Below are 19,144 nucleotides of genomic sequence, written 5' to 3'. Positions count from 1 at the left end.
TATGGCTAGCCTTTGACGGCGCCGGCCGTCAGGCCACTGATGAACCATCGCTGGGCAAGCATGAAAATCGCGACGATCGGAATGGAGCAGACCACAGCGAAGGCCATGACGTAAGACCAAGTGATGCCGATGCTGTCGAAGACCTGATTGACCAGGGCCACCTGCAGTGTCCGGTAAGCCACTTCGGGAGCAAATGCCGCCACGGTGATGTAGTCGTTCCACGTGGTGATGACGCCAATCACGGCACTGGCAGCAATACCCGGACGAACCAGCGGCAAGATGATCTTGGTGAACGTCTGCCAGTGGCTGGCGCCATCGACCTGCGTCGCCTCGTCGAGCTCGCGGGGCACGGCGTCCACGAAGTTCTGCATGAACCACACCGTCTGCGGAACCAGACGTGCGGCCTGCAGCACGATGATGACCATGGGGTTGTTCAACAGGCCCAGTTTGTCCAGCAGATAGTAGGTGGGAACCAGCAAAGCGACCGCGGGTACCATCGACGTCGACAGAATCAGCAGCATGACCGCGCGTTTTCCCCGGAACTCGAAACGCGAGGCAGCGTAGCCGGCGGGTGCAGACAGCAACACGGCGAGCGCAACCGCGGCGAGCGCGTAAAAGACCGAGTTAAAGAGATCAGAGGCGAAGGTCTGGTTCCGGAACACCGCCTTGTATGCAGACAGACTTGGGTCGGTCGGCAGGAAGGTGGGCGGGTACGCAATGACGCTGGTCTCACTCTTTAGCGAGGTGAAGACTGCCCAGGACAGCGGTATCAGCACCGTAAGCACCAAAACGGTCAGTACGGTCCAGGAGAGAATTTTTTCCGAACGATGAATGTGCATGATGTTTAGCCCGAGACCCGGCCAGTGAGCCGGGAGTAGAGATAGCCGAGGAAGAGGTTGACGATCAGGACGACAACGGAAATGACGGATGAGGGCGACAGATCCACAGAACGAAAAGCGCTGGAGAACACCTCGAAGCTCCAGGTAGCAGTCGCGCCGATTGGCCCGCCACCGGTGAGGACCAATATCATGGTGATCAGCGTGAGGTAAACAATCCCTAACGTCAGCGCGGTGCTCCCCAGCGTGGGAGCGATGTGCGGCCAGACCGCGTGACGAAGGCGTGCACCCAAACCGCCACCATCGATATCAATCGCTTCGTACAACTCTGCCGGGATGCTTTGCAGCGACGCACTCATCATCACCATCACGTAGGGAAATGACCACCACGCGGTGACCAGGATGACGAGAATGAGCGCCAGCGACGGCTCACCCAACATCAATCCAGGTTCGATACCCAGCGACCGCATCAGAAAACTGATAGGTCCGTACGAGGGATTAAGCAACCATAACCAGAAGCAGCCCACAACACCCATGGACAGAGTCCATGGGAGAAGCAGCAATGTGCGCACAAGCGCTGCGGAGCTGGCGAGGTTCTGTAGAGCCAGCGCACTCGCCAATCCCATCGGCAGCACCAGGGCCAGCGCCCCGCTGACATACAGAAGCGAGTTCAGGCTGAGTTCCAGGAAGGCTGGTGACGTGAGGACGGAGACGTAGTTCGCCAAACCCACGCCATCTACCACTTCGTACAGCCGCGTGCGGTGCACGCTCAACCAAACGACCATGCCCGTTGGATACAAAGTGACGGCCAGCAGCATGGCCACTGCTGGCGCAAACCAAGTGAATCCCGCCCAGAAGCCTGGCGGCCTGGGTCCGTGTTGCGCCGAAATTGCGATCTGGCTAGAGGTTGTCATACTCATTGTGTGTTGAAGTTTGGAACGGTGTCTCACTTTAGACGACTAAATAAGAGTTGCATCGGGGGTAAACCCGAGCGTTAGACATGAATGTCGATGCTAAACTGGGACACCGTTCTAAATTACAGGCAAAATTATGGCTTCTGGTGACATGGTGGAGCGCACGCTGGACATCCTTACCCTGCTTGCAGACCATCCTCACGGTTTACCGGTCAGCGATGTATCGCGCCGGCTGGACTTACCGAAAAGCGCGGTGCACCGGCTGCTGTCGATCCTCGTGGTGCGTGGCCTGGCTATACAAGATGAGTACAGTCAGCGCTACCGCATGACGGTCAAGCTGGCAGCCATTGGCTTTCGTTTTCTTGCAGCTTCTGGGATCACGGAAATCTGCCAACCCTCCTTGGATCGATTAGCCGCGCGCACAGGCGAACTGGTGCGTCTGGCCTTATTGGAAAACGATGCGCTGATCTGGATTGCCAAGGCCCAGGGCTCGTTTTCAGGCCTGCGCTATGACCCTGATATGGGCCAAGCGGTGGTGTTGCATGCCACGGCCTCAGGCAAAGCTTGGCTTGCGACTCTGGATGAGGCGCAAGCCACCGCACTGGTCAAGGCGAGCGGCTTCGTCGTGCCATCCCGGTTCGGCCGGCCTGTCGTGCGCGACGAGGCGAGCCTGCATGCCGAACTCGCGCTGACGCGCGAGCGCGGCTACGGCACTTCCATCGAGGAAGGAGAGCCCGGCACGTGCGCGGTCAGCTGCGCCATTTTCGACCCGCAAACCCGCCTGGCGATTGGCACCGTCAGCGTGGCCGGCCCCGTGGCAAGACTTACACCGGAGCGCATCGCCTCCATCGCGCCTGACGTGCAGGCAACCGCGGCAGAAATCGCCGATCTCTGGCCCAGCCGCAAGGTGATGCTGGCCACCATGGGACTGACGCCCTTGAAAGTCTCAAATGGTTGACGGAATCAAAAGAGTTGTGGTGATCGAGAGCACGCACTGGCACGCACCGCTCTATTACAGTGCGCTGCAGGCGCGAGATGACGTCAAGGTCGTGGGCGTTTCTGACAGCGCCGGGCGGACCGGGGAGGAGGTGGCGCGGCGCTTCGGCTGCAATCACTACGTTTCCACCACGGAGATGCTGGAACGTGAGCGGCCGGACTTTGCCTTCGTGTTCGGACGGCATGTAGACATGCCGAACCTGGCAAGCGCACTGATCGAGCGACGTATCCCTTTCGCCATCGAGAAGCCCTGCGGCCTGCACACGGCCGACGTGCTGGCGTTGCGCCAGCGCGCGGAGGCCATCGGCCTTTACGTCGCAGTGCCCCTGATTTTTCGCCTGAGCGACACCCTCGCGGTACTGCGTGAAGCGGGCGGCACGCTGGAGCAAGGCAGCTTCCGCTTCATCGCCGGCCCACCGCAGCGCTATCTAGCCGCCGGCGTTCCCTGGATGCTGGACCCCGATCTCGCCGGAGGGGGGCCGCTCATCAATCTGGGCGTGCACTTCATCGATCTATTTGCGCTGCTGGCCGACGATCCGATCGTGTCCGTCAGCGCTGGCAGCAGCTCGCGCATGAACGGCCTGCCCATCGAGGATGTGATCAGCATACGGCTGCTCACCTCCGGCGGCCGCCTGGGCACGATCGAGTGCGGTTACCTCTTTCCCAGCGACGCCGCCCTGCAGCGCGATTTCGAGTTTGCCTGCAGGATGGAGCGCAGCTACTGCGTCTCGCGCGAGGACGGCATCCTGGTGCGCAGCTGGCAGGAAGACGGCAGCGTCAGCGCCAAGCGGCACCCCGCCCGTTTCGAGACCGACCTGTACTACCCCGAATTCGTGCGGCGCGTCTTGGACGAGTCAGCAGCGGGTGCCGTGCCCTTTGCGGGGCTGGCCGAAGCCCAGCGTGCGCTCGCCGTGGTCGAGGCCGCTTACCTGTCCGCCGCACAGGGCGGCATTGCCGTCGATCCGAGGACTTTCGAAGCATGAACGAGCCCATCATGAACACTTTGGCGAGCGAGCTCGCCAACGCGCGTCGCACCAGGGGCGTCGTGGCGACTGATGCCCTCCGACAGCTAGACAGCTTCATCGACGCCTATGGCATCCAGGAGCGCGTATGCGCAAACCTCGGCGCCAGGGTCGCGGGCTGGAAGCTCGCAGCGCCACTGTCTGCATCCGTGATCTCAGCCCCTTTGTTCGACATCGATTGCATGGCGTCGGACACCGTCCTGGCGGATGCGGCGCTGCTGCGTGACGGCGTCGAATGCGAACTGGCCTTTCGCATCGACCGTCCCTTACCCGTTGGAAATTGCACGCGCGACGACGTGCTGGCGGCCGTGGGCGCCGTCATGCCGGCCTTCGAACTGCTGTGCAGCAGGCTACCGGCGAAGTTCGCCTCTCCGCGCGAGCACATCGTGGCGGACGGCATGGGCAATGGCGCGGTGGTGCTGGGTGACGCATGCATCGACTGGCGCGCCCTGGCGCTCGACAAGCTGCAAGTGACGCTGTGGATCGACGACGTACCCGTGGTCGACAAGCAGGGCGGAAGTCCCTTTGGCGATCCGCTACACGCCGTCACCCTGCTCGCCAACCATCTGGCGCAGCGCGGGCAGGCGATCGCCGTGGGGACTTTTGTGCTTGCCGGCTCCCATACCGGCGTCCATCGTGCGCAGCCTGGCGAACGGCTGCGTTGTGTTTTTGAAGGGATCGGTCAAGTTGCGCTCAAGCTGCACGCCACCGAGTCCACAACATCCAAGGAGAATAGTTATGCTAGCAGGTGAAGGCGCAGTGGCCATTTGGAACGATATTGCCGAGGCCGGAAGAGCGCAGTTCTACGCTTGGCATCTTCAAGAGCACATGCCCGAGCGCGTGGGCATTCCCGGCTTTGTGCGGGGGCGCCGCTATCGCGCCACCGACAAGGCGACGCAGCCGGAGTTCTTTACGCTCTACGAAACGTCGAGCTTTCAGGTCATCCAGGGCAGCGACTATCTGTCGCGCTTGAACGAGCCCACGGAATGGACGCGTGCAACTACCGCGCATTTCCAGACAACCACGCGCTCACTCACGCGGGTGGTGGCCAGCCACGGCGTGGGCTCGGGTGGCGCGCTGATGACCATTCGATTTGACATTGCGGACGACGCCGTGCGCCTTGTGGTGCCGCGTCTCACGTCGGCGTTGGAGGCAGTGGCGCAGATGCCGCGCATCAGTGGTGCGCATCTTCTGGGTTCGGATGCCGACGTGTCGGGCCAGTCAACTGCTGAAAGCAAGAACCGCACGGACCTGCAGGCACCCGCTCGCTGGGTGCTGTTGCTGGAGGGATGCGACGTCCAAGCCTTCGACGCGGCCTTGGAGCTACTAAAGAAAACTCATGAGCTGAGCGAGGCTTCAGTCGGCTGCTACCTGCATGAATACACGCGGCTAAAGACTGCCTGGCAAGCGGGATGAGCGGCGTGTGCAGCGGCGGGGCTGCCTTCGCAAGAGAACAACTTTACTTTCTTGAAGAATGAGACAACACAATGGCAACAGTTGAAATCCAGGGCTTGGTCAAGTCCTTTGGCAATACGAAAATCATCCGCGGCGTAAGCGTCGACATCCGCGACGGCGAATTCGTCGTGCTTGTCGGCCCGTCTGGCTGTGGCAAGTCCACCCTGCTGCGCATGATCGCAGGATTGGAAGGAATCGACGGCGGCGAAATCCGCATCGGCGGGCGCCGTGTGAACGACTTGTTGCCCAAGGATCGCGACATCGCCATGGTTTTTCAGAACTACGCGCTGTACCCCCACCTCACGGTGGCGGACAACCTCGCGTTCTCGCTGAAGCTGCGCCATGCGTCGCCGCAGGAGACCGAGGAGCGTGTTGCCCGGGCTGCAAAAATCCTCGGGCTGGAGCCGTTGCTCACTCGGCTACCTAAGCAGCTCTCCGGCGGCCAGCGCCAACGCGTCGCGATGGGCCGCGCAATCGTGCGCGACCCGCAGGTCTTCCTGTTCGACGAGCCGCTATCCAATCTGGATGCCAAGCTGCGCGTGGCAATGCGAGCCGAGATTCGCGAGCTGCACCAGCGCTTGAAGGCCACCACCGTCTACGTCACGCACGACCAGATCGAGGCGATGACGATGGCGGACAAGATTGTGGCGATGCACGACGGAATCGTGGAACAGGTGGGTACGCCAATAGAGCTCTTCGACCGGCCGCGCAACGTCTTCGTCGCGGCCTTCATCGGCTCGCCGTCGATGAACCTGGTGCCTGTCAAGGTCAACGGCCAAGGCGTCGTGGACAACGCGGGCAACCACTGGAATGTGCCTCACGTACCCGCCGCGAGCGGCCAGGCCCTCACGCTGGGCGTGCGCCCTGAGCACCTGCGGTTGGATGACGCGGGCGTCGAGGCGCGCGTGCTGGTGGTGGAGTCCACCGGCTCGGAGACGCACCTCGTCGTCGACGCTGGCGGCATCAAGCTCACCTGCGTGCTACGCGAACGGGTCAGCGTACGCCCCGGCGACCACGTGCGCCTGAGTGCGGACAACGCGCATTTGCATCTTTTCCACGGGGACTCTGGCGAGAGGCTCGAGCCGGTGCACTGAATCCAGAAGGAACACGCAAATGAAACTCGTCCGATTCGGCGCTCACGGCAGCGAGAAGCCTGCCTGTCCGGTACTTTTGCGAAAAGCCCGCATGAAATGCCGGGGACTGACACCGGCAACTTGCGCCAAGCCCTCGATCGTGAACGACCGCGACAAGTCGGCCTGGATGTAGTGGGCGTTTCCGTGCGACGCGAAACAGAGAAGCTGATAGGAAAAATGGTTCTCGAGCGGATAGCTCGTTTTTAAGGAGAAACAGATGAGAGTCTTGGTGAGCGGCGGAAGCCGCGGGATCGGAGCAGCGGTTTGCATGCGGATCACAGAGGCCGCACTCGCCAGAGGCGAGCGCCCGAGGATCGCAGTCTGCGGCCGGGAGGCCGCTGAACCGCAGGAGCAGATCGCCCGCGCGGTGAGAGAAATGGGCGGAGAGGCCATCGCTTTGTACGGAGATTTGGCCGACGCCAACGTGCCCGGGAAACTGGTGGACGCGGCCGTTGCGGAGTTCGGTGGCCTCGACGCGCTCGTTTCCAACGCTGGCATAGCGAGTCCGGCGAAACTCTGTGACGTTTCGCTTGAGGAATGGACCAGGATGTTCGACGTCAACCTTCGCGGCTCCTGGTTGCTCGCCAAAAGTTGCTATCCGCATCTGAAGGAGAGTCGCGGCACGGCCTGCTTCACGTCTTCAATGTCTGGGCAACTGCCACACGAAGGGTCGGGGGCGTACAGTCCGACAAAGGCGGCGCTTACCATGCTTGCGCAGACACTCGCCCTGGAGTGGGCGGCTGACGGCATCCGGGTCAATGTGGTTTCTCCGGGCATGACCCACACTCCAATGTCCGCCAAAATGTACGCTGACCCAGATATCAAACGGGCGCGGGAAGCTATTATTCCATTGGCAAGGATCGGTGAGCCGAGAGACATCGCCAATGTGATCGAGTTCATGATCAGCCCGCTGTCTAGCTTTGTTACTGGCCAAGATCTCTGTGTGGACGGTGGCTTCACCAAATCCATCCTGAGCCATATTCCTGGTCGGCCGAGTTCCAAGTCCTAGGTGTAGACAGGATTCTTTGTCCATGCGCTGACAGCCTCATGGACTATTCGCCCCTGAGTCAGGGCGCACGTCGCTTTAAAAACCGTATGTCATTGCCGGAGATTGCCAAATGTTAATTTCAACGTTCTCGTACCTGTGGTCGCACTCTGCGATCGATGCGATAGCTGAACTAAGTCAAGCTGGGTACAGCGAATTTGAGGTGCCCATCAGCTCGCCGCATTGCTGGCCGGCGGACATGTCGCCCTCCGTGCGGTCCGAAGCAAAGCGACGATTGCAGGACTACGGTGCCAGAGTGAGGTCGCTCAACGCAGGTGGATATGACATTAATTTGGCAAGTCCCGCAGAAAATATGAGGCGCAAGAGCATAGATCACATCAAGGATGTGATGGATCTCGCCTTCGAATGGGGTTCGACCGAAGTGGTGATTTCGCCGGGAACCCGACGTCCAATGATCTCGCCGCCGCTTTCGAAAGCGCATGACTGGCTGAACGAGAGTTTGGAAGTCCTACTGCCTAGAGCGGAGCAGGCCGGTGTTCGATTGCTGCTCGAAAATACGCCGTACTGCTTCCTGCCAACCTTGGATGAGATGATGGGCGTCGTCAAGCGGTTCCGTAGTGACAAGCTGAAGATTGTCTACGACGTGGCCAACGCGGCATACATCAACGAAGATCCTGTTAAGGCTTTGTTGGCAGGGAGCTCGGAAATAGTACTCGTGCACATCTCAGACACGGGCCGCGAAGAATGGGGCCATGATCCGATTGGCACGGGGGTGATCGATTTCGAAGCGCTCGGCAAGGCAGTCGACGCTACGTGCAAGACAGAGAATGCCGTCCTCGAAATTATTCGAGAAAAGGACCCTTTGAAGGAAATGCACAATGGTATTCTTGAGCTCAAGAAGCGAGGGTGGAGCATCAACTCCTAACTTTGACGGGTGGTTGTCCACTACAGTGCAGTCCACCGCGTCAAAATAGTAGTCGCCGCAATGAAGGGCAGCCTCAACTTTGAGGCGCAACACCTTCACCCGTGTAAGGTGCTGCGACGGAATAACAACGAACAACGTACAAGCAACTCAAGCCTGAGGAGCGAATGGTGATCGCGGGCATGAGGCTTTAGGGCGCGCGACGCATGGCCGCCAAGCCGCCGGCCAAGCTCGAAGTGGGCGGCGTCACCTGGGGCGTCATGCTGACCCTACTGAGCGGGAAGTGGTCGCCGCAGCAGATTGCCGCTACGCTCAAGCGCGTGTACCCCGACCGGCCCGAACACCACGTCTCACACGAGACGATCTACACGGCCATCTACGCTCAGCCACGAGGCGAGCTGCGCCGCCAGCTCATCGCCTGTCTTCGCCAGGGCCGCAGCACGCGCATCCGTGCAGCCGCGGCATGGATCGGCGCGGGCAGATTCCCGACATGGTCAGCATCCACGTGCGACCGCCCGAGGTCGACGTCCGGCGGCCAGCGCCAACGTGTCGCGATGGGCCGCGCCATCGTGCGCGACCCGCAGGTCTTCCTGTTCGACGAGCCGCTATCCAATCTGGATGCCAAGCTGCGCGTGGCGATTCGAGCCGAGATTCGCGAGCTGCACCAGCGCTTGAAGGCCACCACCGTCTACGTCACGCATGACCAGATCGAGGCGATGACGATGGCGGACAAGATTGTGGCGATGCACGACGGAATCGTGGAACAGGTGGGCACCAGTAGCTTTGCACTACATGATGTATGCCATGACGCAAAGATGAGTACTAATTAGCGATTGCCTTCTCGTCATCGGCCCGGAGCTCGCTCAATGATGAGCGCACCGGACGCGGTGCACCGAGATGCAGATAACGTAGTTCATCCATCAGGGCACTCCAAAGTGGAGGGCCGCCCTTTTCCAGCAGTTCCGCGCGCAAAGACGCCTCCTTACTCGGATGTGTATGCCGAAGACCCCAGGCAGCCATATAGGCGAGCAGAGGCACAAGCTGTATGGCCGCTTCGGTGAGGCTGTAGATGCCTTTCTGCTGATGATTCGGATCCGGACATCGTGTCAGCAGGCCAGACGCGGTCAAGTGCTTTAGCCGGCTTGCGAGGATGTTCGAGGCGATGCCTTCCTTGTTTTGGTCCAGCAGTGCGCCATAGCTGCGCCTGTTCTCGAACACGACATCGCGGATAACGATCAGGCTCCAGCGGTCGCCGATCTGCTCAAGCGTCAGGTTGATCGGGCAGCCCGATCGTTTTGTTTGCGTCACAGTCATGCTCCTTAAATTTCCACTTGCATTATGCAAGCAGTATAGGTATTATTGGACCACTTGCAAAATGCAAGTGCTATAGAGGTCTTGGCAGATCAACAGAGGAATCGAACATGCGTGCGGCTTTCATCACGGGTTACGGTGGCAATTCAGTAGTGCAGGTGACCGAAAAGATGGCAACAACAACATGACCCGATGGGCTGCGTTCGGCTAAAGATCATTACGTATGTATGTACATACCCCATCACACACACATTGGTTAGGAAACACTATGAAATTCTCCACCTTCACTTCGCGCACCGTGCTCGCGGTATCGTTAGCATTCGCCAGCACCTTCGTTGCTGTAGCCCCGGCCCAAGCTGAAGCGCCGATGCAGCTCAAGCAAGTTCCTGGCTTCTATCGCACGATGATTGGCGACTATGAAGTCACCGCTCTGCATGACGGCAGCGCCGGCATTGACTCCAGCCTCCTGCATGGCGATCCGGCGCTCATCCAGTCCCTCCTGGCGCGCTCCTTCCAAAACGATCCCAAGAATGTCTCGGCCACCGTCCAAGGCTACCTCGTCAACACCGGCTCCAAGCTCGTTCTCATCGATACGGGTGCGGGCGGCCACTGGGGCCCACCCGCGCTGGGCAAGCTCGTGCAGAACTTGAAGGCCTCCGGCTACAAGCCGGAGCAGGTTGACCTGGTGCTGGTGACCCATCTTCACGCTGACCATGTCGGTGGAATCTACAAAGACGGGAAACGCGTCTTCCCGAACGCGACCGTGATGATGAAGAAGGCAGACGCCGACTTCTGGCTGTCGAAGGAAATCACCGCCAAGGCCCCGGAAGAGGCAAAAATCTTCTTCACGGTGGCACAGGATGCCGCCGCGCCTTACATCGCTGCAGGCAAATGGAAGCCGTTCGAAGGCATGGACGAAATCGTCCCCGGCATCGCACCGTATGCCATTCCCGGCCATACGCCCGGTCACACCGGCTACATGATTTCTTCCAAGGGTCAGTCGCTGCTGGTCTGGGGTGACACAGCCCACGTCCTCGCCGTCCAGATGCCGCATCCGGAAATCGGCATCGCCTTCGACTCCGACGGCCCGATGGCCATCAAAACGCGTGAAGACCTTCTGGTGAAGCTCGCTGCGGACAAGACGATGATCGCCGCCGCCCACATGCCGTTTCCTGGCTTGGGCCGTGTTCGCAAGGTGGACACTGGCGCTGGCTACGACTGGGTACCGGCGACCTTCCTCAACCTGAAGTGAGCTGAAGCATCACTTGCGCGGTAGCGACTACCGCGCACATCCGACAAAGCGCAGCGGCGCTTTTTAGTCCGCGCCATCGGGCACGCCCTCTGCGAAGACGCAGACATTAGATAGGAGACTGCAATGACTACTGACACCAACCCGCCGGGAACGGCATGGATGCAAATCGTCAAGAAAAAGGGAACGAGCGACTTCGCGACGTCGTTCACCTCTGACGCCAGCCTTCAGACCACAGCCCTCAGCAAGGCCGTGGTCGGCCCGACACTCATCGGGGCATTCTTTGCCGCGACGAGCACGATGTACGAACACTTCGTGTTCACTGCGGAGACGGTTGACGGTGTGAAGACTTACCTTGAGTGGGATGCCATCCACGGTGGTAAGCCAATCGCCGGCACCACCATCATCACCCGGAATGCGTCTGGCCTGATCAACAACATCAAGCTCTTCCAGAGCCCGTTTCCCGTCGTTCGTGAGTTCTCGTCTGGCCTCAAGGAGCGGCTCGCAGGAACACTCGGCCAGGACTTCTTTAGCTAAGCCGGGAAGACAACCAACGTTATCGCCTCGTTCAACCTGAACAATACAACCGAGCAACTACTTATGCCAATATTTCACGCCCATATTCCGGCTCAAAAGTTCTCCAGCGAAGAGAAGCGGGCTCTGGCGGATGCCTTAAATCTCGCTCTTCATGAAGCCATGGATACGCCTATGGATGATCGTTTCATCATCATCAGTGAGCACAAGGAGGATGAATTCTTCATCCATCCGACTTTTCCTGACTTGACGAGATCCGACAAACGCATGGTCGTAACGGTGACGTTCGGTACGAGCAGGACGGTGGAGCAGAAACGCAAGCTGGCGGAGTTGATCACCCGATACGCAGTCGAAAAGGTTGGCGTCAGCCAGGACGATGTCACCCTGATGATGTATGTCCTTCCCTTGGAGAACATGAGCTTCGGTGGTGGAAAGCTGGTCTCTGACATCGACCTTTCTATGCCTTGGGTAAACAAGTAAGAACGACGAAGCTGCTCTGTTCTTGGAAACGGGGCAGCGAAATTGACTTGAAACGGATGTCTCGTTCGTTTCTCAGGCGTGGGGCTGATATGGCTCCGATCCGACACCATTCTCTGGACGGGTATCGGGATGAATACAGCCACCACTCCGGCCCCGGTGCTGCGGACGCACACCAAGCTGAAGACGTTGGAGGCTGCGTTCCTTGCGCCCGTACCAAAAAAGGTAAAGCTATGACCGACTGGCATTTCTACGAACCGGCGCAGGGGCATTCCCTGCGCCACGATCCGCTCAACGCCATCGTCGCTCCGCGACCGATCGGCTGGATCAGCACAGTCTCTAACGACGGCGTGCGCAACCTTGCGCCCTACAGCTTCTTTAACCTGTTCAGCTACAAGCCGCCGATCGTCGGCTTTTGCTCGCTTGGTGCGAAGGACTCGCTCGCCAACGCGCGTGACACCGGCGAGTTCGTATGGAATCTGGCGACGCGAGAGCTCGCCGAGGCGATGAACGCCTCCGCGGCGATGGTGCCAGCGCACGTCGATGAGTTCGAGTTGGCCAGGCTGGAGACGCTGCCCTCTGCCAAGGTGCGGCCATCGCGCGTTGCGGCCAGCCCGGTGCAGTTCGAGTGCGTGGTCACCCAGATCGTGCAGCTTGAGGCGCAGCGCGGCGCGGCGCTCCCAGCGTGGCTGGTGTTGGGCGAAGCAGTAGCGATCCACATTGACCGGCAGCTGATCAAGGACGGCGTATACCAGACTGCGCAGGCGCGCCCGATCCTGCGCGGCGGTGGGCCGGCCGACTACTTCGAAATCGGCGCGAGGCAGCTCTTCACGCTTGAGCGACCGGGCGATTGACCGCGGCAAGGTCGATGCCTGTCACTTTTACGGCACCGCCTGACATCTTTCTACAAGGAGAACTTCCATGTTTCAACGTACCGATATCGCATTCGAAGCAGAAGGCGGCGTCACGCTGCGCGGCTGTCTCTATGTGCCCACCGGCGGCACCGGCCCCTATCCCGCCATCACCATGGCGCATGGCTATGCCGGTGTGAAGGAGCACGGCCTGGAGCCATTCGCCGAGAAATTCGCCTCCAGCGGCTTTGTCGTCCTCCTGCACGATCACCGCAACTTCGGCGCCAGCGACGGCACGCCGCGCCAGGATATCGACCCATGGCGTCAGGTTGCCGATTGGCGGCGCGCGATCAGCTTCCTCGAACGCCAGGACGTCGTCGACGCAAAGCGCATCGGATTGTGGGGCACGAGCTATTCCGGCGGCCACGCGCTGGTGCTTGGCGCAACCGAACGCCGCTTGCGCGCAGTCGTCGCGCAGGTGCCGACCATCAGCGGCTTCGAGCAAGGACTGCGCCGCATTCCACCCGACGCCGTCGCCGCCATCGAGGAGGCCTTCTCGGCGGACGAACGCGCGCAGGCGCGCGGCGAGCCACCACGCAGGCAGACGATCGTCAGCGCCGATCCGGCCATCCCTGCTTCATACCGCGCCAAGGACGCCATCGAGTTCTATCTGCAGCCCGTGCCCGACGGCGCCTGGGACAACAGCGTCACAGTGCGCTCGACGCGCGCCGCGCGCATGTACGAACCGGGCGCGTGGATTGCGCGCGTGTCTCCCACGCCGCTGCTGATGGTCGTCGCGCTGCAGGACACCATCACACTGACCGATCTCGAGTTGGCCGCCTACGAGCGCGCCCTTGAGCCGAAGCGCCTCGTGACGATCCCCGGCGGTCATTTCGATCCGTACATCACCAGATTCGATCAATCCAGTGCCGCCGCGCTGGACTGGTTCAAGGAACACCTCGCGTAACCTCAACTTGCGACAACACAGGAGCACGACATGCCTCATCTCACCCATACCATCGAGCATGGCATTGCCACGATCATTCTCGATCGCTCGCCGCAAAACCGCATCGACGACCAGATGGTTGACGAACTGGCCACGGCGATCAACGCGATCGAACGCAGTGACGCGCGCGTCGTGCTGGTGCGCGCCGAAGGCGAGAACTTCAGCTTTGGCGGCGACATCGGGCCCTGGCCCGACGACACCCCTCGCCAGTTGCGTTCGCGCTTCGAGGGTTACATGGACGCCTTCAATCGCTTCGAACGCCTGCCCTTGCCTGTCATCGCGGTGGTGCACGGCTTGTGCGCCGGCGGCGGTTTCGAACTGGCGTTGCGCGCGGATGTCATCTTTGCCGCTGAAAGCGCAACGTTCTGCCATCCGGAACAGTCGCTTGCCCTCGTGACCCTGCTGGGCGGCATCTACCGCGTCGCCGAACGCGCAGGGCGCGCACGTGCCATGGAATGGGCACTGACTTCCGAGCGCGTCCCCGCCGTGACGATGGAGCGCTTCGGCGTGATCAACCGCGTCGTCGCCGATGCCGAGCTGCTTGCAGAGGCGCATGCCTTCGCCGCGAAGTTCGTGCACGGCCCGACACGCGCCCACGCCGCGCACAAGGCCTTGCTGCGCACCTGGGCCAACGGCGGTGTCCAAGCGGCCGACGATGTGATGTTCAACATTGCCATGCCCTTGTTCGAGACCGAAGACGTGAAGGCCGGGCTTGCTTCGGCCACCCAGGCCTTGAAGGCCGGCACGCCGCGCCCGGTGCTCGAATTCAAGGGCCGTTGATCCGCCGCGCAAGCCTTGTCACGGAGCGGAACATGCACGAATTGCGGGGCGAGTAGTCGAGGCGCATGGGGGATGGGCGCGCTGGAAGTGGGATGAAACGCTCAGCGGCACTATCGTGACGGGTGACTTCCGAAACTCGTGCCGTTCCCATCCTGGGTGCTCCTTAACGTAGGCTAAACAACGTCGCCGGTATTCCGCAGCATGTTGCGGCGGGCTCAGCATGTGCGTGCCTATGTTTTCTCGGGTTGCAGGAGAATCGAGCGTGCAATCAACCGCACTGAAACGTGACCATTCGTTCGAGAGGGACCTCACGAGAAAAGCCCCCCAAGACACCTCAACGCGACGGTGAACGTCCGCTTTTCGAGTAGCGGGGGCAGCTAAGGGCACGGACCGGGCGTAGCGATCAACGAGCCGAATTTCCGCTTCTGGCCGGTAGTACCTATTCGGCATGACGCGTGCCAACGTCTGCAAGCAGCCTATTGCGGAATTCGGCCTCGGTGAGGCGGACCGCCGGAAAGCGGACGTTCAACGCTCGACGTAAGGAGCGCCTTACCCCACCAAGAAAGTTTTGAAGGGCTGGTGCCGCGCGTATCAGCAGCGGCGCGACCTGCCGGTGGGGTATGCACGCCGGGAACCCAAGTTCCCGTACCGAGAACAGGGTACAACCAGTCCTGGCGTCGTAAGGGGGAACGCCCAGCGCGGCGGACTGAAGATCAGGTGCGCCGTGCCAAATGGTCCGACGCGGTGGCCGGCGGCAGGCGCTCGCGCAAGAACTCTGCAAACGTAGCGACACTTTCGGGCAGCGTGCGTCCCGCCAGCGTCTGCAATTCGACGGATCGGCTTCTCATGCCAGGATCGCGGATTTGCGCGGCACGCAGCTCGCCACGTTCGAGCCGGCCACGTACGGTCAGTTCGCCGGAGATCGACAGCCCACCACCATGCAGCACGAAGTTCGTGAGCGTTTCGAATTGGTTGCTGCTGAGCACCGGCTGGAAGACCAGACTTCGTTCGCTGCAGCCAATGTCGAAGAGCTGTCGCACCGTGTTCTCCGGCCCCGGCAGTGCGATGGGGTAACCGTGCATCTGTGCTAGCGTCACAGTAGCGTGGTGCGCCAACGGATGGTCGGGTCGCATGATGGCCATCACGGGCGCGTTCTGCCGGTGCAAGACATGCAGGTCCTGCTCAGCCGAGCGACTGTAGGTCAACCCCAGGTCGACCTCGCCGTGCACGACCAGCGTGCCAACGGCTGCTGGGCTGGCTGTCTGCAAATTGAACTGCAGACCCGGATAACGTCCATGGAACTCGGCGATCACGCGTGGGAGGAACTCGAGCGCGAAACCTGCGGAACTACCGATACGCACACGACCACGCCTGAGGCCCCGTAGCCCCTGGATGTCGGAGACCACGCGGTCCGCCTCCAGTTCGCCGCGGCGCACGTGCGCGGCCAGCAGTTCGCCTGCTGCACTGGGCACCATGCCGCGCGGCCTGCGCTCGAACAGCGGTACGTCCAGCAGTTCCTCCAACGTCGCCACCTGTCGACTGACGGCGGACGGTGTGACGTTCAACTGCACGGCTGCGTCACTGAGCGAGCCGGTGCGAACGACAGCAAGAAAGTAGCGCAGGGCGGCGCCTTGCAGGCCGCGAGAGATCAGAGGAGAGTCGCGTCTGGTTTGCATAAAGCGCAAAGGTATCACAATAAATCGTCGATGGTGGAAAGGGTGATGGCTGCATATGCTTAGGCCATGCCGACATCTCAAAACTATGCTAAGGGCCAAGACATCGTCGAGCTTGACGCTGTTTCGCTGTCCCAGGCCATTGCCAGCCGCGCCCTTTCCTGCGTGGAGGTCCTACAGGCCTACCTCGCCCAAGTTGGGCGTTTCAATCCTCTCGTCAATGCCATCGTGGCTCCCCTGGAGGCCTCGGACCTGTTGAAACAGGCTCGAGGCCTCGATGAGGAACTGGCGCGTGGACACTGGCGGGGGCCGCTGCATGGTTTTCCGCAGGCACCCAAGGACATCATGCCCGCCGCCGGCATGGTTACCACACGGGGCTCCCCGATCTTCGCCGGACAGGTATCGGGCACGGACGCGGTGGTCTTCGAGCGCATGCGCGCAGGCGGTTCGATCTTCATAGGGCGCAGCAATTCACCCGAGTTCGGTCTTGGGGGGCACACCTACAACACCGTTTACGGCGTGACGCGCAATGCGTTCGATCCCAGCCGAACAGCCGGTGGAAGCAGCGGCGGGGCGGCAGTGGCCGTTGCGCTGCACCTGCTGCCGGTGGCAGACGGCTCGGACATGATGGGTTCGCTGCGCACGCCGGCCGCATTCAACAACGTTTACGGCTTTCGTACCTCGTTCGGGCTGGTGCCGCACGGGCCCACCGAGGAGGTCTTCTTCCAGCAGTTCAGCGTGGCCGGGCCGATGGCACGCAACGTTCCGGACCTGGCGCTACTGTTGGGAGTGCAAGCGGGCTTCGATGCTCGCCTGCCGCTGACGCGCCGCGGAGAGGGGACGGGCACCTCGTTCGCACCGACGCCGCGCGACTGGCGTGGCGTGCGCATCGGCTGGCTGGGCGACTTGAACGGCCACCTGCCGATGGAAGATGGCTTGCTGGACGTCTGCCGCTCGGCACTCATGCATTTCGAAACGCTTGGCTGCCAAGTGGAGGTAGTCTCGCCGAAGTTTGACTTCGAGCGTCTCTGGCGGTCCTGGATCGACCTGCGCAGCTTTAGCGTGAGCGGCGCGAACGCGGCCCTGCATGCAGAGGCGCGCACGCGTGCGCTTCTCAAGCCCGAGGCGGTCTGGGAAATCGAGCGCGGTCTGCAACTGACCGGGCCGCAGGTGTACGACGCCATGAGAACCCGCAGCGCCTGGTATCAGTGCTTGCGAGGACTTTTCGAACAGGTCGACTTCCTTGTGATGCCCACCGCGCAGGTCTTCCCCTTCGACGCCGAGCTGGACTGGCCCCACGCCGTTGCCGGCCGCGAGATGGACACGTACCACCGTTGGATGCAGGCCGTGATTCCTGCGAGTCTGGCCGGGCTGCCAGCGCTCGCGGCGCCAGCGGGATTTGATCCGCAGGGGTTGCCCTCCGGTATCCAGATCATCGGTCCAGCGCAGGCTGATGCGGCCGTCTTGCAAATTGGTCAGGCGTATGACCAAGCCAGCGGCTATTCGCGTGTTCGTAGCCCGCTGCTCGGCTGAGTAACCACCTTCCGTATCGCGTCCCTTATCCCCACTCACCTCAGGAACTATCGCCATGACCACACTCTCCCGCAAACACTTCCTCCATTGCCTCGCTCTGAGCGCGCTGACCCTGTCTGCCACCGGAGCCTGGGCTCAGTCGGCCTGGCCGGATCGCCCCCTGAAGCTAGTCGTGCCGTTTGCGCCGGGCGGCGCCACCGATGTGCTGGGACGCCTGTTGGCGACCGGATTGAGTGAGAAGTTGGGCCAGCCCGTGATCGTTGAAAACCGCCCCGGTGCGGGCACGGTGGTGGGAGCCTCGATGGTGGCCAAGGCGCCGCCCGATGGCTATACCCTGATGCTGGGGTCGAACTCCACATTCACGCTCAACGCCGCTATTCGTTCCAACCTGCCATACGACTCGCTCAAGAGCTTCGTCGCGCTGGGCACGGTGGCCGACATGAGCCTGCTGCTCCTGGCGAACAACGATAGCGGGGTGCGCAGTGTGGCCGACCTGGTGCAGCAAGCAAAAGCCAAGCCGGAGAAGTTCTCATACGCATCTTTTGGCACGGGTTCGTCGGTGCATTTCGGTGGCGAGATGCTCAAAAGCGCTGCCGGCATTCACATGGTGCACGTTCCTTTCAACGGCAGCGCTCCTAGCCTCACGGCGCTGATGGGTGGCCAGGTTCAAGTGTCTGTGGACACCGTCGTCGCAAGCTTGCCGCAGATCAAGGCCGGCAAGGTGCGTGCGCTGGCCACACTCTCGAGCCACCGCCTGCCCAGCCTACCGGACGTTCCGACCGTGGCAGAAAGCGGCTATCCGGGATTCGAGGCGGGCTCCTGGTTCGGCCTAGTCGCTCCGACCGGACTGCCAGCACCCGTGGCGCAGAAGATCGAAAGGACGCTCGCTGAGGTGCTGAAGCCCGAGGCCATGAGGAAACGCTTGGTCGATCTAGGCCTGACACCCGCTTACGCCGACTCTGCCGCAATGCGAGCGCGTATCGAGCACGAACTGCCGGCAATGAGGGCGGTGGCGGCGCGCGCGGACATTCGAGCGGATTGATCAAGGCGGCGATGCTTCAGTCGCCGGTCGAGCTCCGCCCGGGCGAAAAACGCGCTTGCCAGTTTCAGTATCTCGTTGGCTCGACGCAGTTCCTTGACCTCGCGCTCCAGTTCCTTCATTCGTTGCGCTTCAGTGGTCGTGACGCCCTCACGCACGCCTGCATCCACCTCAGCGCGCTTGACCCATTCGTTCAACGTCTGCGGCACACAACCAGTCTTGGGGGCTACGGACTCGATGGCGTCCCACAGAGATGGATACTCGCCTCGGTGCTCTTGCACCATGCGTACGGCACGCTCGCGCACCTCAGGTAAAAACTTGTTCGACTTCGTCATGGCTCAATCCTCTCAGAGTGTTGAGCCTCCTCAAAACCCGGGGCGATTCACTTGCTAGTCCCAGTCTTTGTC

20 protein-coding genes and 2 pseudogenes are annotated in these 19,144 nt (G+C 61.3%); 16 read left to right on the top strand and 6 right to left on the bottom strand.

What is annotated here, in order from left to right; all coding sequences use genetic code 11:
* Nucleotides 1-5 precede the first annotated feature (5 nt).
* Together J2X19_RS00570 and J2X19_RS00565 are read right to left on the bottom strand one after the other, a co-directional pair.
* On the bottom strand, nt 6-839 hold the full coding sequence (locus J2X19_RS00570; RefSeq protein ID WP_310369696.1) for a carbohydrate ABC transporter permease: 834 nt from the start codon (nt 837-839) through the stop codon (nt 6-8).
* 5 nt (nt 840-844) lie between these two features.
* On the bottom strand, nt 845-1,654 hold the full coding sequence (locus J2X19_RS00565; RefSeq protein ID WP_310369695.1) for a carbohydrate ABC transporter permease: 810 nt from the start codon (nt 1,652-1,654) through the stop codon (nt 845-847).
* Nucleotides 1,655-1,886: 232 nt separating this feature from the next.
* Between J2X19_RS00565 and J2X19_RS00560 the strand changes: the two genes are divergently transcribed.
* From J2X19_RS00560 to J2X19_RS00540, 5 genes are all read left to right on the top strand, one after another.
* Nucleotides 1,887-2,708: an IclR family transcriptional regulator gene (locus J2X19_RS00560; protein ID WP_310369693.1), complete on the top strand. Its 822-nt coding sequence runs from the start codon at nt 1,887-1,889 to the stop codon at nt 2,706-2,708.
* Nucleotides 2,701-3,729: a Gfo/Idh/MocA family protein gene (locus J2X19_RS00555; protein WP_310369691.1), complete on the top strand. Its 1,029-nt coding sequence runs from the start codon at nt 2,701-2,703 to the stop codon at nt 3,727-3,729. Before J2X19_RS00560 ends, J2X19_RS00555 begins: the two co-directional genes overlap by 8 nt.
* Complete coding sequence (locus J2X19_RS00550; protein ID WP_310369690.1) at nt 3,726-4,520, top strand: 2-keto-4-pentenoate hydratase; 795 nt, start codon at nt 3,726-3,728, stop codon at nt 4,518-4,520. The genes J2X19_RS00555 and J2X19_RS00550 overlap by 4 nt, the downstream gene beginning before the upstream one ends.
* Nucleotides 4,507-5,184 carry a hypothetical protein gene (locus J2X19_RS00545; RefSeq protein ID WP_310369688.1) on the top strand — a complete coding sequence of 226 codons (678 nt, stop codon included), beginning with the start codon at nt 4,507-4,509 and terminating at the stop codon, nt 5,182-5,184. The genes J2X19_RS00550 and J2X19_RS00545 overlap by 14 nt, the downstream gene beginning before the upstream one ends.
* Before the next feature lie 71 nt (nt 5,185-5,255).
* Nucleotides 5,256-6,317: an ABC transporter ATP-binding protein gene (locus J2X19_RS00540; RefSeq protein ID WP_310369686.1), complete on the top strand. Its 1,062-nt coding sequence runs from the start codon at nt 5,256-5,258 to the stop codon at nt 6,315-6,317.
* 42 nt (nt 6,318-6,359) lie between these two features.
* Here the strand turns inward: J2X19_RS00540 and J2X19_RS00535 are convergent, their stop codons facing one another.
* Nucleotides 6,360-6,626, bottom strand: a complete 267-nt coding sequence (locus J2X19_RS00535; RefSeq protein WP_310369684.1) for an AraC family transcriptional regulator — start codon at nt 6,624-6,626, stop codon at nt 6,360-6,362.
* Between J2X19_RS00535 and J2X19_RS00530 the strand changes: the two genes are divergently transcribed.
* From J2X19_RS00530 to J2X19_RS25895, 3 genes and pseudogenes are all read left to right on the top strand, one after another.
* Complete coding sequence (locus J2X19_RS00530; RefSeq protein ID WP_310369682.1) at nt 6,625-7,365, top strand: SDR family NAD(P)-dependent oxidoreductase; 741 nt, start codon at nt 6,625-6,627, stop codon at nt 7,363-7,365. The two genes, J2X19_RS00535 and J2X19_RS00530, sit on opposite strands and share 2 nt — an antisense overlap.
* A gap of 109 nt (nt 7,366-7,474) precedes the next feature.
* Nucleotides 7,475-8,287: a sugar phosphate isomerase/epimerase family protein gene (locus J2X19_RS00525; protein ID WP_310369680.1), complete on the top strand. Its 813-nt coding sequence runs from the start codon at nt 7,475-7,477 to the stop codon at nt 8,285-8,287.
* Nucleotides 8,288-8,727: 440 nt separating this feature from the next.
* A pseudogene (locus tag J2X19_RS25895) lies at nt 8,728-9,060 on the top strand (ATP-binding cassette domain-containing protein); the annotation flags it as partial.
* A gap of 46 nt (nt 9,061-9,106) precedes the next feature.
* Here J2X19_RS25895 and J2X19_RS00515 read toward each other — a convergent pair.
* Nucleotides 9,107-9,598 (bottom strand): winged helix-turn-helix transcriptional regulator, encoded by a 492-nt coding sequence (locus tag J2X19_RS00515; RefSeq protein WP_310369678.1) that lies wholly within the window; start codon nt 9,596-9,598, stop codon nt 9,107-9,109.
* 265 nt (nt 9,599-9,863) lie between these two features.
* Here J2X19_RS00515 and J2X19_RS00510 point away from each other — a divergent pair, with 265 nt between their 5' ends.
* The 6 genes from J2X19_RS00510 to J2X19_RS00485 all read left to right on the top strand — a co-directional run bounded on the left by J2X19_RS00510 (nt 9,864) and on the right by J2X19_RS00485 (nt 14,492).
* Nucleotides 9,864-10,847 carry an MBL fold metallo-hydrolase gene (locus J2X19_RS00510; protein WP_310369676.1) on the top strand — a complete coding sequence of 328 codons (984 nt, stop codon included), beginning with the start codon at nt 9,864-9,866 and terminating at the stop codon, nt 10,845-10,847.
* Between the two features lie 123 nt (nt 10,848-10,970).
* Nucleotides 10,971-11,381: a hypothetical protein gene (locus tag J2X19_RS00505; RefSeq protein WP_310369674.1), complete on the top strand. Its 411-nt coding sequence runs from the start codon at nt 10,971-10,973 to the stop codon at nt 11,379-11,381.
* Between the two features lie 63 nt (nt 11,382-11,444).
* Nucleotides 11,445-11,858, top strand: coding sequence for a tautomerase family protein (locus J2X19_RS00500; protein WP_310369672.1), 414 nt, complete (start codon nt 11,445-11,447; stop codon nt 11,856-11,858).
* Nucleotides 11,859-12,088: 230 nt separating this feature from the next.
* Nucleotides 12,089-12,709 carry a flavin reductase family protein gene (locus J2X19_RS00495; protein ID WP_310369670.1) on the top strand — a complete coding sequence of 207 codons (621 nt, stop codon included), beginning with the start codon at nt 12,089-12,091 and terminating at the stop codon, nt 12,707-12,709.
* A 67-nt stretch (nt 12,710-12,776) separates the two neighbouring features.
* Nucleotides 12,777-13,673 carry an alpha/beta hydrolase gene (locus J2X19_RS00490; RefSeq protein ID WP_310369668.1) on the top strand — a complete coding sequence of 299 codons (897 nt, stop codon included), beginning with the start codon at nt 12,777-12,779 and terminating at the stop codon, nt 13,671-13,673.
* 30 nt (nt 13,674-13,703) lie between these two features.
* The gene (locus J2X19_RS00485; RefSeq protein WP_310369666.1) at nt 13,704-14,492 is read left to right on the top strand and encodes an enoyl-CoA hydratase/isomerase family protein; all 789 of its coding nucleotides are present in this window, start codon (nt 13,704-13,706) and stop codon (nt 14,490-14,492) included.
* 713 nt (nt 14,493-15,205) lie between these two features.
* Here J2X19_RS00485 and J2X19_RS00480 read toward each other — a convergent pair.
* On the bottom strand, nt 15,206-16,144 hold the full coding sequence (locus tag J2X19_RS00480; RefSeq protein WP_310372604.1) for a LysR family transcriptional regulator: 939 nt from the start codon (nt 16,142-16,144) through the stop codon (nt 15,206-15,208).
* A gap of 90 nt (nt 16,145-16,234) precedes the next feature.
* Here J2X19_RS00480 and J2X19_RS00475 point away from each other — a divergent pair, with 90 nt between their 5' ends.
* Together J2X19_RS00475 and J2X19_RS00470 are read left to right on the top strand one after the other, a co-directional pair.
* Entirely contained in the window at nt 16,235-17,698 is a 1,464-nt protein-coding gene (locus J2X19_RS00475) for an amidase (RefSeq protein WP_310369663.1), read from the top strand.
* Nucleotides 17,699-17,753: 55 nt separating this feature from the next.
* Nucleotides 17,754-18,740, top strand: a complete 987-nt coding sequence (locus tag J2X19_RS00470) for a Bug family tripartite tricarboxylate transporter substrate binding protein (RefSeq protein ID WP_310369661.1) — start codon at nt 17,754-17,756, stop codon at nt 18,738-18,740.
* 15 nt (nt 18,741-18,755) lie between these two features.
* Here the strand turns inward: J2X19_RS00470 and J2X19_RS00465 are convergent.
* Nucleotides 18,756-19,072, bottom strand: a pseudogene (locus J2X19_RS00465) (transposase); the annotation flags it as partial.
* Nucleotides 19,073-19,144: the final 72 nt, after the last annotated feature.

It is taken from the genome of Rhodoferax ferrireducens, assembly GCF_031458075.1.
GTDB lineage: Bacteria > Pseudomonadota > Gammaproteobacteria > Burkholderiales > Burkholderiaceae_C > Rhodoferax_B > Rhodoferax_B ferrireducens_A.
Note: the sequence above shows the minus strand (reverse complement) of the source record. Positions and strands in the feature narration are given on the sequence as shown.

What these genes read in the sequence shown, in the direction of transcription:
- J2X19_RS00475 (WP_310369663.1), top strand. Translation starts at nt 16,235, where the DNA reads ATGCCGACATCTCAAAACTATGCTAAGGGCCAAGACATCGTCGAGCTT.
- J2X19_RS00490 (WP_310369668.1), top strand. Translation starts at nt 12,777, where the DNA reads ATGTTTCAACGTACCGATATCGCATTCGAAGCAGAAGGCGGCGTCACG.
- J2X19_RS00540 (WP_310369686.1), top strand. Translation starts at nt 5,256, where the DNA reads ATGGCAACAGTTGAAATCCAGGGCTTGGTCAAGTCCTTTGGCAATACG.
- J2X19_RS00565 (WP_310369695.1), bottom strand. Translation starts at nt 1,654, where the DNA reads ATGCTGCTGGCCGTCACTTTGTATCCAACGGGCATGGTCGTTTGGTTG.
- J2X19_RS00560 (WP_310369693.1), top strand. Translation starts at nt 1,887, where the DNA reads ATGGCTTCTGGTGACATGGTGGAGCGCACGCTGGACATCCTTACCCTG.
- J2X19_RS00505 (WP_310369674.1), top strand. Translation starts at nt 10,971, where the DNA reads ATGACTACTGACACCAACCCGCCGGGAACGGCATGGATGCAAATCGTC.
- J2X19_RS00485 (WP_310369666.1), top strand. Translation starts at nt 13,704, where the DNA reads ATGCCTCATCTCACCCATACCATCGAGCATGGCATTGCCACGATCATT.
- J2X19_RS00500 (WP_310369672.1), top strand. Translation starts at nt 11,445, where the DNA reads ATGCCAATATTTCACGCCCATATTCCGGCTCAAAAGTTCTCCAGCGAA.
- J2X19_RS00545 (WP_310369688.1), top strand. Translation starts at nt 4,507, where the DNA reads ATGCTAGCAGGTGAAGGCGCAGTGGCCATTTGGAACGATATTGCCGAG.
- J2X19_RS00515 (WP_310369678.1), bottom strand. Translation starts at nt 9,598, where the DNA reads ATGACTGTGACGCAAACAAAACGATCGGGCTGCCCGATCAACCTGACG.
- J2X19_RS00510 (WP_310369676.1), top strand. Translation starts at nt 9,864, where the DNA reads ATGAAATTCTCCACCTTCACTTCGCGCACCGTGCTCGCGGTATCGTTA.
- J2X19_RS00535 (WP_310369684.1), bottom strand. Translation starts at nt 6,626, where the DNA reads ATGCAAACCGCTGCTCCGATCCCGCGGCTTCCGCCGCTCACCAAGACT.
- J2X19_RS00570 (WP_310369696.1), bottom strand. Translation starts at nt 839, where the DNA reads ATGCACATTCATCGTTCGGAAAAAATTCTCTCCTGGACCGTACTGACC.
- J2X19_RS00470 (WP_310369661.1), top strand. Translation starts at nt 17,754, where the DNA reads ATGACCACACTCTCCCGCAAACACTTCCTCCATTGCCTCGCTCTGAGC.
- J2X19_RS00550 (WP_310369690.1), top strand. Translation starts at nt 3,726, where the DNA reads ATGAACGAGCCCATCATGAACACTTTGGCGAGCGAGCTCGCCAACGCG.
- J2X19_RS00530 (WP_310369682.1), top strand. Translation starts at nt 6,625, where the DNA reads ATGCGGATCACAGAGGCCGCACTCGCCAGAGGCGAGCGCCCGAGGATC.
- J2X19_RS00495 (WP_310369670.1), top strand. Translation starts at nt 12,089, where the DNA reads ATGACCGACTGGCATTTCTACGAACCGGCGCAGGGGCATTCCCTGCGC.
- J2X19_RS00555 (WP_310369691.1), top strand. Translation starts at nt 2,701, where the DNA reads ATGGTTGACGGAATCAAAAGAGTTGTGGTGATCGAGAGCACGCACTGG.
- J2X19_RS00525 (WP_310369680.1), top strand. Translation starts at nt 7,475, where the DNA reads ATGTTAATTTCAACGTTCTCGTACCTGTGGTCGCACTCTGCGATCGAT.